Raw genomic sequence first — 13,158 nt, 5'->3', positions numbered from 1 at the left:
GCGCGAGCCTCCGGAAGGCCTTCGTCCACCCGGACGACACCGCTGAGGAATCCCTGACCCGCCCCTTGTGTTTCTTCCGTACAAGGGCCTCACATCGGCCTGAAGGCGATCCTGCGGCGCAGGATCGCTACCATGGGGTCTCCGGAGCCTGACCGGGGGACCCGGATCGCGCACGAGGAGCCCTCTTGCCAGACGAGGCCCAGCACCTGACCGCCGCCAAGCCCGACGCCGCCTCGGGCCCCGCGGCCAAGCCCGCGCCGAACACGTCGAACGCGAAGACCGCGAAGAACGACGCCCGCGGGCCGGTCGAGCACGCCCAGTCCGCGCCCGTCGGCAAGTCGGCCGAGCAGTCCCGCCCCAAGCCGGCCCCGCCCGAGCAGACCGGCACGCCCGCGGTCCGCCCCAACACTGGCCAGCCGCCGCGATCCGGCTCCTCCAACCGCGTCCGCGCCCGCCTCGCCCGCCTCGGCGTGCAGCGCTCCAACCCGTACAACCCGGTGCTGGAGCCGCTGCTGCGGATAGTGCGCAGCAACGACCCGAAGATCGAGACCGCGACCCTCCGCCAGATCGAGAAGGCCTACCAGGTCGCCGAGCGCTGGCACCGCGGGCAGAAGCGCAAGAGCGGCGACCCGTACATCACCCACCCCCTCGCCGTCACCACGATCCTCGCCGAGCTGGGCATGGATCCGGCCACGCTCATGGCGGGCCTGCTGCACGACACCGTCGAGGACACCGAGTACGGCCTGGACCAGCTGCGCCGCGACTTCGGCGACCAGGTCGCCCTGCTCGTCGACGGCGTCACCAAGCTCGACAAGGTCAAGTTCGGCGAGGCCGCGCAGGCCGAGACCGTACGCAAGATGGTCGTCGCCATGGCCAAGGACCCGCGCGTCCTGGTCATCAAGCTCGCCGACCGTCTGCACAACATGCGCACCATGCGCTACCTCAAGCGCGAGAAGCAGGAGAAGAAGGCGCGCGAGACCCTGGAGATCTACGCGCCGCTCGCCCATCGCCTGGGCATGAACACCATCAAGTGGGAGCTGGAGGACCTCGCCTTCGCGATCCTCTACCCCAAGATGTACGACGAGATCGTCCGGCTGGTGGCCGAAAGGGCGCCGAAGCGTGACGAGTATCTGGCCATAGTGACCGACGAGGTCCAGCAGGACCTGCGCGCCGCCCGGATCAAGGCCACCGTCACCGGCCGCCCGAAGCACTACTACAGCGTCTACCAGAAGATGATCGTCCGCGGCCGTGACTTCGCGGAGATCTACGACCTGGTCGGCATCCGCGTCCTGGTGGACACCGTCCGCGACTGCTACGCGGCCCTGGGCACCGTCCACGCCCGCTGGAACCCGGTTCCGGGGCGGTTCAAGGACTACATCGCGATGCCCAAGTTCAACATGTACCAGTCGCTGCACACGACGGTCATCGGCCCCAACGGCAAGCCCGTCGAGCTGCAGATCCGCACCTTCGACATGCACCGCCGCGCCGAGTACGGCATCGCCGCGCACTGGAAGTACAAGCAGGAGGCCGTCGCCGGCGCCTCCAAGGTGCGTACCGACGTGCCGAAGGCCGGCAAGGGCAAGGACGACCACCTCAACGACATGGCGTGGCTGCGCCAGCTGCTGGACTGGCAGAAGGAGACCGAGGACCCGGGCGAGTTCCTGGAGTCCCTGCGCTTCGACCTGTCCCGCAACGAGGTCTTCGTCTTCACCCCCAAGGGTGACGTCATAGCGCTCCCCGCGGGTGCCACCCCGGTGGACTTCGCCTACGCGGTGCACACCGAGGTCGGCCACCGCACCATAGGGGCGCGGGTCAACGGCCGTCTCGTGCCGCTCGAATCCACCCTGGACAACGGCGACCTGGTCGAGGTCTTCACCTCCAAGGCGGCAGGCGCGGGCCCCTCCCGGGACTGGCTCGGCTTCGTGAAGTCGCCGCGCGCCCGCAACAAGATCCGGGCCTGGTTCTCCAAGGAGCGCCGGGACGAGGCGATCGAGCAGGGCAAGGACGCCATCGCCCGCGCGATGCGCAAGCAGAACCTGCCCATCCAGCGCATCCTCACCGGCGACTCCCTCGTCACGCTCGCGCACGAGATGCGCTACCCCGACATCTCCTCGCTGTACGCGGCGATCGGCGAGGGCCATGTGGCCGCGCAGAACGTCGTACAGAAGCTGGTGCAGGCCCTCGGCGGCGAGGAGGCGGCCACCGAGGAGATCGACGAGGCGGTCCCGCCGGCCCGTGGCCGCAGCCGCAAGCGGCGCAGCAGCCAGGACCCCGGTGTCGTGGTCAAGGGCGTCGACGACGTCTGGGTCAAGCTCGCCCGCTGCTGTACGCCCGTCCCCGGTGACCCGATCATCGGCTTCGTCACCCGTGGTAGTGGCGTATCGGTTCACCGCAGCGACTGTGTGAACGTGGAGTCACTGTCCCGGGAGCCCGAGCGGATCCTCGACGTCGAATGGGCGCCCACGCAGTCCTCGGTCTTCCTGGTCGCCATCCAGGTCGAGGCCCTGGACCGGTCCCGGCTGCTGTCGGACGTCACCCGGGTCCTGTCCGACCAGCACGTCAACATCCTCTCCGCGGCCGTGCAGACCTCCCGCGACCGCGTCGCCACCTCCCGCTTCACCTTCGAGATGGGCGACCCCAAGCACCTCGGGCACGTCCTGAAGGCGGTCAGGGGCGTCGAGGGCGTGTACGACGTGTACCGCGTGACGTCGGCGCGCAGCCGGGCGTGACAGGCGGGCGCAACCGCCGTAGGACAACGAAAAGGGGCTCCCCTCGGGGAGCCCCTTCTCATGTCGGCTGCGGTGCTCAGCCGCCGAACTCCTCCAGGCCCTTCAGAGCTTGGTCCAGCAGGGCCTGGCGGCCCTCCAGCTCGCGCTCCAGCTTGTCGGCCTTGGCGTTGTTGCCCTGGGCGCGCGCCTGCTCGATCTGGCCCTTGAGCTTGTCCACCGCGGCCTGGAGCTGACCGGTCAGACCCGCGGCACGCGCGCGTGCCTCCGGGTTGGTCCGGCGCCACTCGGCCTCCTCGGCCTCCTGGATCGCCCGCTCCACGGCGTGCATCCGGCCCTCGACCTTCGGCCGGGCGTCCCGCGGCACATGGCCGATGGCCTCCCAGCGCTCGTTGATCTGGCGGAAGGCGGCCCGCGCGGTCTTGAGGTCCGTCACCGGGAGGATCTTCTCGGCCTCGTGGGCCAGCTCCTCCTTCAGCTTGAGGTTCTCGGACTGCTCGGCGTCCCGCTCGGCGAAGACCGAGCTGCGCGCGGCGAAGAAGACGTCCTGGGCGCCGCGGAAGCGGTTCCACAGGTCGTCCTCGTGCTCGCGCTGGGCGCGGCCCGCGGCCTTCCACTCCGCCATCAGCTCGCGGTAGCGCGCCGCCGTCGGACCCCAGTCCGTCGACCCGGACAGCGACTCGGCCTCTGCGACCAGCCGCTCCTTGGTCTTGCGGGCCTCCTCGCGCTGAGCGTCCAGCGCCGCGAAGTGGGCCTTGCGCCGCTTGGAGAACGCCGAGCGCGCGTGCGAGAAGCGGTGCCACAGCTCGTCGTCCGACTTGCGGTCCAGACGCGGCAGGCCCTTCCAGGTGTCCACCAGCGCCCGCAGCCGCTCACCGGCCGCCCGCCACTGATCGGACTGGGCCAGCTCCTCCGCCTCGACGACCAGCGCCTCCTTGGCGTGCCGGGCCTCGTCGGACTGCTTCGCGCGCTGCTGCTTGCGCTCCTCGCGACGCTTCTCGACGGTCTCCACGAGCTTGTCCAGACGCTGCCGCAGCGCGTCCAGGTCACCGACCGCGTGGTGCGCGTCGACCTGCTCGCGGATGTGGTCGATCGCGGTCTGCGCGTCCTTAGCCGACAGGTCGGTGGTCTTCACTCGCTTCTCGAGGAGGCCGATCTCGACAACCAGGCCCTCGTACTTGCGCTCGAAGTAGGCCAACGCCTCCTCAGGGGAGCCGGCCTGCCAGGAACCGACGACCTGCTCGCCGTCGGCCGTACGCACGTACACGGTCCCCGTCTCGTCGACGCGGCCCCACGGGTCGCTGCTCACAGCGCCTCCTCCACATGATGCCTGCGTGGGGCTTCGGCGCCCCCGGGCATCGTCCACAGTTTCGTCACGGCCAACATAGGCGACCGGCGGGTTGCCTGTCCGCATCCCGCGCGACCGAAATTTCGCAGTTGGGGGGTCAGGATTTGCTGACAGTTGCCTTGTTGATCACCACGGTCGCGTTGGGTGCCGTGTTGCCCGTCGTGGGGTCCGCGGCCTGCGCTCCCGCGGCGGCGAGCTTCTTGAGAACCTTCATCCCCGACTCGGAGACGGTGCCGAACGGCGTGTAGTCGGCCGGCAGCGGACTGTCCTGGTAGACGAGGAAGAACTGGCTGCCGCCGGTGTCGCGGCCCTCCCCGGTCTGGGCGTTGTACTGGTTGGCCATCGCGACCGTGCCCGCCGGGTAGACGTCGTCCTTGACGACCTTGTCCTTGAGGTTCTCGTCCGGGATCGTGTACCCGGGCCCGCCGCTGCCGGTGGCCGTCGGGTCGCCGCACTGGAGCACGTAGATGCCGCTGTCGACCAGCCGGTGGCACTTGGTGTGGTCGAAGTAGCCCTTGCCCGCGAGGAAGTTGAACGAGTTCACGGTGTGCGGGGCGGCCGAGGCCTTGAGCGCTATGTCGATGTCGCCGCAGGTCGTCTCCAGCTTCATCGTGTAGTCCGCCGACTCGTCGATGGTCATGGCCGGCTCCTTCTTCCAGCTCATGGTCTCGACCTTGCCCGCGGCCGCCTTCTCGCACGGGTCCGGGGCCTTGCTGGTCGGCGTCGCGCTCGGGGTGACCTCGGCGCCCGCGTTGGCCTTGCCGTCGTCCCCGTCGAAGGCGCCCGCCGTGTAGAGGCCCAGGCTGCCGATGAGGACGACGCCGACCGCGGACGCGATGACGGCGTTGCGCGTGCGGGATCTGCGCCGCGCGTCCGTGCGCCGCTGCTGCTGCCGCAAGAACTTCTCCCGGGCGAGCTGACGCCGCCGCTGTTCCTGGCTGACCACGGGGTTGTCTCCTCAAGCGTCTTGGACGTCGACCGGTTCGGATGCGTGCCTCGGGCCGACCGTCTGCGTGTGCCCCGTACCGTATATGGGTTCGCTGAGGAATCGGCAGCGCCGGTAGGCTCTGACCTCAGGCGCAGCCCACCGACTTGTCACCCGAACCGACACAACGAAGGACGATCGTGCTCATTGCCGGGTTCCCCGCCGGGGCCTGGGGGACGAATTGCTACCTCGTCGCCCCCGCCGCCGGTGAGGAGTGCGTGATCATCGACCCGGGCCACGAGGCGGCCCCCGGAGTCGAGGAAGCACTCGAGAAGCATCGGCTCAAGCCCGTCGCCGTCGTCCTGACCCACGGTCATCTGGACCATGTGGCCTCCGTCGTCCCCGTGTGCGGAGCGCACGACGTACCGGCCTGGATCCACCCCGAGGACCGGTACATGATGAGCGACCCCGAGCGAGCGCTCGGCCGTTCCATCGGCATGCAGCTGATGGGGGAGCTGACCATCGGGGAGCCGGACGACGTCAAGGAGCTCACCGACGGCGCGAAGCTGGAGCTGGCGGGCCTGGAGCTGTCCGTCGCCCACGCGCCGGGCCATACCAAGGGGTCGGTGACCTTCGGCCTGCCCGAGGCGGCGGACATCCCGCCGATCCTGTTCTCGGGCGACCTGCTGTTCGCCGGCTCCATCGGCCGCACCGACCTGCCCGGCGGTGACCCGGCCGAGATCCTCCAGTCGCTGGCCCGTGTGTGCCTGCCGCTCGAGGACTCGACCGTGGTGCTGTCCGGCCACGGCCCCCAGACGACCATCGGCCAGGAGCGCGCCACCAACCCGTATCTGCGGCAGGTGGCGGCCGGCCAGGGAGCACAGCCCGCTCCCCGACGAGGAATGTGACGAGAGACTTCCGTGAGCACCTTCAAGGCCCCCAAGGGCACGTACGACCTGATCCCGCCGGACAGCGCCAAGTACCTGGCGGTCCGTGAGGCCATCGCCGCCCCGCTGCGGGGCGCGGGCTACGGCTACATCGAGACGCCGGGCTTCGAGAGCGTCGAGCTGTTCGCGCGCGGTGTCGGTGAGTCCACCGACATCGTGACCAAGGAGATGTACGCGTTCGAGACCAAGGGCGGCGACAAGCTCGCGCTGCGCCCCGAGGGCACCGCGTCCGTACTGCGCGCCGCGCTGGAGGCCAACCTGCACAAGGCGGGCAACCTCCCGGTCAAGCTCTGGTACTCCGGTTCGTACTACCGCTACGAGCGCCCCCAGAAGGGCCGCTACCGCCACTTCTCCCAGGTCGGCGCCGAGGCGATCGGTGCCGAGGACCCGGCGCTGGACGCCGAGCTGATCATCCTGGCGGACCAGGCGTACCGCTCGCTGGGCCTGAGCGACTTCCGCATCCTGCTCAACAGCCTGGGCGACAAGGAGTGCCGCCCGGTCTACCGCGCCGCCCTCCAGGACTTCCTGAACGGCCTGGACATCGACGAGGACACGCGGCGCCGCGCGGAGATCAACCCGCTGCGCGTCCTCGACGACAAGCGCGAGTCGGTCCAGAAGCAGCTCGGGGACGCCCCCCTGCTGCGCGACTACCTGTGCGACGCCTGCAAGGCGTACCACGAGGAGGTCCGCGAGCTGATCACGGCCGCCGGCGTCTCCTTCGAGGACGACCCGAAGCTGGTGCGCGGCCTGGACTACTACACGCGTACGACCTTCGAGTTCGTCCACGACGGTCTGGGCTCCCAGTCCGCGGTGGGCGGCGGCGGCCGGTACGACGGTCTGTCCGAGATGATCGGCGGCCCCGCGCTGCCGTCCGTCGGCTGGGCCCTCGGCGTCGACCGCACCGTCCTCGCCCTGGAGGCGGAGGGCGTGGAGCTCGAACTCCCCTCCACCACCAGCGTGTTCGCGGTCCCGCTGGGCGAGGAGGCCCGCCGGGTCCTGTTCGCGAAGGTCACCGAGCTGCGCAAGGTCGGCATCGCGGCGGACTTCTCCTACGGCGCCAAGGGCCTGAAGGGCGCCATGAAGAACGCCAACCGCAGCGGCGCCCGCTACACGGTGGTCGCCGGTGAACGCGACCTCGCCGAGGGCGTCGTACAGCTCAAGGACATGGAGTCCGGCGAGCAGAGCGCGATCGGCGTGAACGAGATCGTGGCGGAACTGGAGTCCCGGCTCGGCTGAGGGCTGACGGATCGCGGGTACGGCGGGGGTTGCGACCCCCGCCGTTCGCATGTCCGGAACCCCCCGCCGTACGTATGTCCAAAACCGCACGCCCCCGTCCCTCGCGTGGGTTTCCTTATCTCCAGCGAACGGTGGGAACGCACCCGTGTGCGGCACAATGGCCCCTGCCCGAAGGATGTCCTCCTCTCCAGCAGACGGAATCGGCGTGATGAGCAAGACCACTGTCAAAGACGTCTCCACCGAGCCCGAGCACGAGCGCGCCGTCGCGGCGCCGCGCACCGAGGGCGGCGGGCTCGCCTTCGCGCTGATGCTGCTGATCACGGGCGCGGCCGGGCTGCTCGCCTCGTGGGTCATCACGATCGACAAGTTCAAGCTGCTGGAGGCCAAGGTCGAGGGGAAGACCTTCGTCCCCGGGTGCAGCCTGAACCCGGTCGTCTCCTGCGGCAGTGTCATGGAGAGCGACCAGGCCTCGGCCTTCGGCTTTCCCAACCCGATGCTCGGCCTCGTCGCCTACGGCATGGTCGTCTGCGTCGGCATGAGCCTGCTCGCCCGGGCCCGCTTCCCGCGCTGGTACTGGCTCACCTTCAACGCCGGGACCCTCTTCGGCGTCGGCTTCTGCACCTGGCTGCAGTTCCAGTCGCTGTACCGCATCGGCGCCCTGTGCCTGTGGTGCTCCCTGGCCTGGGTCGCGACGATCATCATGTTCTGGTACGTGACCTCGTTCAACGTGCGCAAGGGCTTCCTGCCCGCGCCGAACTGGCTCAAGGGCTTCTTCGGCGAGTTCACCTGGGTGCTCCCGGTGCTGCACATCGGTGTCATCGGCATCCTGATCATGACCCGCTGGTGGGACTTCTGGACCAGCTGACAGCGCCGCGGGCATTGTCAGTGCCGTGATTTAGGGTTTCAGGGTGGAGCCCGACCTGTTCACCGCCGCAGCAGAAGAACGCCAGGAGAAGGACCCGACCGCGAGTCCCCTGGCCGTACGGATGCGCCCGCGCACCCTCGACGAGGTGGTGGGCCAGCAGCACCTGCTGAAGCCCGGTTCGCCGCTGCGCAGACTGGTCGGCGAGTCCGGCGGCGGCCCGGCCGGACCCTCCTCGGTGATCCTGTGGGGCCCGCCCGGCACCGGAAAGACGACCCTGGCGTACGTCGTCTCCAAGGCCACCAACAAGCGCTTCGTGGAGCTGTCCGCGATCACCGCGGGCGTCAAGGAGGTCCGCGCGGTCATCGAGGGCGCCCGCCGGGCCACCGGAGGATTCGGCAAGGAGACCGTCCTCTTCCTCGACGAGATCCACCGCTTCAGCAAGGCCCAGCAGGACTCCCTGCTCCCGGCGGTGGAGAACCGCTGGGTGACGCTGATCGCGGCGACCACGGAGAACCCCTACTTCTCGGTGATCTCCCCCCTGCTCTCCCGCTCCCTCCTGCTCACCCTCGAACCCCTCACGGACGACGACGTCAGGGGCCTGCTGCGGCGGGCGCTGAGCGACGAGCGCGGCCTCAAGGACGCCGTCGCCCTCCCCGAGGACGCCGAGGACCATCTGCTGCGCATCGCGGGCGGCGACGCCCGGCGCGCCCTGACCGCCCTGGAGGCCGCCGCCGGGGCCGCCCTCGACAAGGGCGAGACGGAGATCGGGCTCCAGACCCTGGAGGAGACCGTCGACCGCGCGGCCGTGAAGTACGACCGCGACGGCGATCAGCACTACGACGTGGCGAGCGCCCTGATCAAGTCGATCCGCGGCTCCGACGTCGACGCCGCCCTGCACTACCTGGCCCGGATGATCGAGGCCGGCGAGGATCCCCGCTTCATCGCCCGCCGGCTGATGATCTCGGCCAGCGAGGACATCGGCCTCGCCGATCCGAACGCCCTGCCGATCGCGGTCGCCGCGGCCCAGGCCGTCGCCATGATCGGCTTCCCGGAGGCCGCCCTCACCCTCAGCCACGCCACCATCGCCCTCGCCTTGGCCCCGAAGTCCAACTCCGCGACGACCGCGATCGGCGCCGCCATGGAGGACGTACGCAAGGGACACGCGGGACCCGTGCCGCCGCACCTTCGGGACGGGCACTACAAGGGCGCCGCCAAGCTGGGGCACGCGCAGGGGTACGTCTATCCGCACGACCTGTCCGAGGGCATCGCCGAGCAGCAGTACGCCCCGGACGCCCTCAAGGACCGCGAGTACTACACCCCGACCCGGCACGGCGCCGAGGCGCGGTACGCGGACGCCGTGGAGTGGACCAGGAAGCACCTCGGTCGCAGACGGTCCTAGCCACCGGGTAGAATGCTCCGAAGTGCTGAGTCCCGCGCAGTCAGAGCGGGACACCCAGCCGGAACCCCTCGTGGGTTCCAGGAGCGTCGCGCACCGTCGATCGGTGTCGCGGGCAGCCCACCACCATCCGTCGCAGGACGGGACCGGTCGGTGGGCCACTCGCGTGCTGCACGTATGTGCCCAGACCAGGGGAGCGGCTGCCCATCACGCCCATCGGGCGCGAGGGGATTCCCCGGCTGCGGATGCGACCTCCCGCCAACACTGACGAGCCGAACACCAAGAAATGAGAGATTGTGGCGAACCAGTCCCGCCCCAAGGTCAAGAAGTCGCGTGCCCTCGGCATCGCGCTGACCCCGAAGGCCGTCAAGTACTTCGAGGCCCGTCCCTACCCGCCGGGTGAGCACGGCCGTGGCCGCAAGCAGAACTCGGACTACAAGGTCCGTCTGCTCGAGAAGCAGCGTCTGCGTGCGCAGTACGACGTGTCCGAGCGTCAGCTCGTCCGCGCCTACGAGCGTGCCTCCAAGGTTCAGGGCAAGACCGGTGAGGCCCTGATCATCGAGCTCGAGCGCCGTCTCGACGCCCTGGTCCTGCGTTCGGGCATCGCCCGCACCATCTACCAGGCCCGTCAGATGGTCGTGCACGGCCACATCGAGGTCAACGGCCAGAAGGTCGACAAGCCGTCGTTCCGCGTCCGTCCCGACGACGTCGTGATGGTCCGCGAGCGCAGCCGCGAGAAGACCCTCTTCTCCATCGCCCGTGAGGGCGGCTTCGCCCCCGAGGGCGAGACCCCGCGCTACCTCCAGGTGAACCTCAAGGCCCTGGCGTTCCGCCTGGACCGTGAGCCGAACCGCAAGGAGATCCCGGTGATCTGCGACGAGCAGCTCGTCGTCGAGTACTACGCCCGTTGATCCTTCAGCGGTCGTAGGACACCTGCGCCTCAGCCCGCCGTCTCCCCACCCTTCCGGGTGGGCGAGGCGGCGGGTTCGTGCATGTCGAGGGTGACCCGGGCGTGCCGCACCGGTCCGCGCGGCCCCGGCAGCGCCTCCAGCGCCCGGGCCGCCGGACGCCCCAGACCCAGCGCCCGGTCCACCGCGGCCTCCCGGTCCAACAGCGCCCCCACCCGTACGCACTGCTCGTACCGGTCGTCGCCGAGCCGCTCCCGGGCCATCGCCTCGCACAGTTCGTGCGGGGCGTTGTAGTACGCCGAGCCGAACAGCGGCAGCCCCACCGAGGGCCACATCCGCCCGGCCGCCCCTTGCAGCACCGCGGCCTCCGCCGCGTCGCCGTCGGTCGCGGTGACCAGGGCCAGCAGCTCCACCGTGAGCACCGAGCCGAGCAGGTCGTGGAAGGAGTGGGCCCCGCCCAGGCAGTCCGTCAGCAGCTCCCGCGCCCGCGGCTGATCGCCCTCGCGCCAGGCCGCGTAGGCCAGCACGTACAGCGCGTACGACCGGGCCCAGCGCTCGCCGTGGTCCTCGCAGACCCGGCGGACGTCCTCGCTCAGCCGCACCGCCTCCTCCAGGTCGCCCTGGAAGGCCCGGGTCATCGCGAGCTCGACCTGGCCCATCAGGACGTTGCTGTTGAGCTCGCCGATCTCCTGGTAGCCGTCCAGCGCCGAGCGCAGCAGCGTTTCAGCACCTTCCATGTCGTCGCTGACCAGGGCCAGGCAACCGGTGCGATGCTCGGCGTAGGCCGCCGCGGTGGGGTTCGCGCAGAGCTCCGCCTCCTCCCGGCACTCGTGCAGCGCGGCCAGGGCTGCCACCGTGTCGCCCTGGAGGACCGCCACATAGCCGAGCACCCACAGGGCCTTCAGCCGGGACTGCTCGTGCCCCGAGTCCAGCCGGACCGCCTGGTCCAGCCAGTGCCGCCCCTCCGAGAGACGGCCGCAGCCCACCCAGTAGAACCACAGGGAGCCCGCCAGCAGCTGGCCCAGATGGGCCTCGTCGGGCTCGGACAGGCAGTGCTCCAGGGCGCTGCGCAGATTCGGCAGCTCCGCCTCCACGCGCGCGGCGACCTCGGCCTGGCGCGGCGAGAACCAGTCCAGCTCGCACCAGGTCGCCAGTCCCAGGTACCAGTCGCGGTGCCGGCGCCGCAGCCGGTCCGCGTCCCCGGTGGCCTCCAGCCAGTCGGCGCCGTAGACCCGGACGGTGTCCAGCATGCGGTAGCGCACGCCCGCGGTGGTCTCCTCGCGGGAGACCACCGACTGCGCGAGGAGTTCGGAGAGCACGTCGAGGACGTCGTCCGCGTGCAGCCCGTGCCCGCTGCACACGTACTCGACGGCCTCCAGGTCGAAGCGTCCGGCGAACACCGACAGCCGCGCCCACAGCAACCGCTCCTCGGGCGTGCACAGTTCATGGCTCCAGCCGATCGCCGTGCGCAGGGTCCGGTGCCGCCAGGGCGTGTCCCCGCCGGTCCGGGTCAGCAGCCGGAACCGGTCGTCGAGCCGGGTCAGCAACTGCCCCGGCGACAGCGCCCGCAGCCGTCCGGCCGCCAGTTCCACGGCCAGCGGAATGCCGTCCAGGCGCCGGCACAGCTCCCGCACGTCGGTGCCGTCCGCGACCCGGACCCCGTGCAGCCGGGCCCGGTCCGTGAAAAGCTCGACCGCCTCGTCCTCGCCCATCGGCGCCAGCGGCACCAGGTGCTCGCCCGGCACCGCGAGCGGTCTGCGGCCCACCGCGAGCACCGAGAGGCCCGGCGCCCGGCCCAGCAGCTCGGTCACCAGCTCGGCGCAGGCCTCCACCAGATGCTCGAACCCGTCGAGGAGCAGCAGGAGTTCACGCCCGGCGAGATGGGCGAGGAGGGTCTCGCGCGGTGGGCGGGTGGTGTGGTCGGTGAGGCCCAGCGCCGCCACCACCGCGTGGTCGACGAACGCCGGATCACGCACCGGCGCCAGCTCCACCCGCCAGACCCCGTCCGCGGGCGCGCAGCGCCGGGCGGCGCGGGCGGCGAGCCGCGACTTGCCGACCCCGCCCACTCCGGTCACGGTCACCAGACGCGCCTGGCCGAGCGCCTCGGCCAGGCCCGCGAGTTCGGCCGTACGTCCGACGAACGCGTCGAGCTCCAAGGGCAGATTGCCCGCCACCGGGGTGTCCTCAGGCTGTCGATCCCGCATGGGATACGGAGCGTACTCAACCGTATTCACTCCGTACAATCGCTTCGCGCAACTCGGCCGCGCGCGGGCGGTAATCCGGTACGGAGCCCCGCGCCCGGCGCGATAGGCTCGACCCAGGACTTTTCGATGTTGAGGCACGTATCAGGGAGCGGGTGCACACAGTGTCCGGTGGAGAGGTGGCCGGGATCCTGGTGGCCGTGTTCTGGGCGATCCTGGTCTCCTTCCTCGCCGTGGCACTGGTGAGGCTGGCCCAGACGCTCCGGGCCACCACCAAGCTGGTCGCGGAAGTGACCGATCAGGCCGTCCCGCTCCTGGCGGACGCGTCGTCGGCGGTGCGCTCGGCGCAGACCCAGATCGACCGGGTCGACGCCATCGCCTCCGACGTCCAGGAGGTCACCTCCAACGCCTCCGCGCTGTCCACCACGGTGGCCTCCACCTTCGGCGGCCCCCTGGTCAAGGTGGCGGCCTTCGGCTACGGCGTGCGCCGGGCCATCGCGGGCCGCAAGGACGACGTGCCCGTCAAGGAACCCCGGCGTACCGTGATCGTGGGCCGCACGGTTCCGGCCGCACGGCGGGACAAGCGGAAGAAGGGCTGACCGAGCG

General features: G+C 70.4%; 10 protein-coding genes. 7 read left to right on the top strand and 3 right to left on the bottom strand.

Features of this window, described 5'->3' with window-relative positions; genetic code table 11:
• Positions 1–185 precede the first annotated feature (185 nt).
• A complete protein-coding gene (locus AC068Z_RS23840) occupies positions 186–2,729 on the top strand; it encodes a RelA/SpoT family protein (RefSeq protein ID WP_478558996.1) in 2,544 nt (847 codons plus the stop codon).
• Between the two features lie 76 nt (positions 2,730–2,805).
• Here AC068Z_RS23840 and AC068Z_RS23835 read toward each other — a convergent pair whose 3' ends face one another.
• Positions 2,806–4,035, bottom strand: coding sequence for a DUF349 domain-containing protein (locus AC068Z_RS23835; protein ID WP_478558993.1), 1,230 nt, complete (start codon positions 4,033–4,035; stop codon positions 2,806–2,808).
• A 136-nt stretch (positions 4,036–4,171) separates the two neighbouring features.
• Positions 4,172–5,020, bottom strand: a complete 849-nt coding sequence (locus AC068Z_RS23830; RefSeq protein ID WP_478558990.1) for a peptidylprolyl isomerase — start codon at positions 5,018–5,020, stop codon at positions 4,172–4,174.
• Positions 5,021–5,199: 179 nt separating this feature from the next.
• On the opposite strand from AC068Z_RS23830, the gene AC068Z_RS23825 reads away from it, so the two are divergent.
• The 5 genes from AC068Z_RS23825 (at position 5,200) to rpsD (ending at position 10,354) form a co-directional block, all read left to right on the top strand.
• Positions 5,200–5,907 carry an MBL fold metallo-hydrolase gene (locus AC068Z_RS23825; protein ID WP_478558987.1) on the top strand — a complete coding sequence of 236 codons (708 nt, stop codon included), beginning with the start codon at positions 5,200–5,202 and terminating at the stop codon, positions 5,905–5,907.
• Between the two features lie 12 nt (positions 5,908–5,919).
• On the top strand, positions 5,920–7,182 hold the full coding sequence (hisS, locus tag AC068Z_RS23820; RefSeq protein ID WP_478558984.1) for a histidine--tRNA ligase: 1,263 nt from the start codon (positions 5,920–5,922) through the stop codon (positions 7,180–7,182).
• 208 nt (positions 7,183–7,390) lie between these two features.
• Entirely contained in the window at positions 7,391–8,047 is a 657-nt protein-coding gene (locus AC068Z_RS23815; protein ID WP_478558981.1) for a vitamin K epoxide reductase family protein, read from the top strand.
• Positions 8,048–8,090: 43 nt separating this feature from the next.
• On the top strand, positions 8,091–9,446 hold the full coding sequence (locus AC068Z_RS23810; protein ID WP_478558978.1) for a replication-associated recombination protein A: 1,356 nt from the start codon (positions 8,091–8,093) through the stop codon (positions 9,444–9,446).
• 293 nt (positions 9,447–9,739) lie between these two features.
• On the top strand, positions 9,740–10,354 hold the full coding sequence (gene rpsD / locus AC068Z_RS23805) for a 30S ribosomal protein S4 (RefSeq protein ID WP_015661793.1): 615 nt from the start codon (positions 9,740–9,742) through the stop codon (positions 10,352–10,354).
• Between the two features lie 29 nt (positions 10,355–10,383).
• Here the strand turns inward: rpsD and AC068Z_RS23800 are convergent, their stop codons facing one another.
• On the bottom strand, positions 10,384–12,555 hold the full coding sequence (locus tag AC068Z_RS23800; RefSeq protein ID WP_478558973.1) for an ATP-binding protein: 2,172 nt from the start codon (positions 12,553–12,555) through the stop codon (positions 10,384–10,386).
• Between the two features lie 152 nt (positions 12,556–12,707).
• Here AC068Z_RS23800 and AC068Z_RS23795 point away from each other — a divergent pair, with 152 nt between their 5' ends.
• The gene (locus AC068Z_RS23795; RefSeq protein WP_451726008.1) at positions 12,708–13,151 is read left to right on the top strand and encodes a DUF948 domain-containing protein; all 444 of its coding nucleotides are present in this window, start codon (positions 12,708–12,710) and stop codon (positions 13,149–13,151) included.
• The last annotated feature ends 7 nt before the right edge of the window (positions 13,152–13,158 follow it).

This window comes from Streptomyces sp. NPDC043726 (assembly GCF_056436565.1).
The sequence above is the reverse complement of the archived record's forward strand: the minus strand, read 5'-3'. Positions and strand labels throughout refer to the sequence as shown.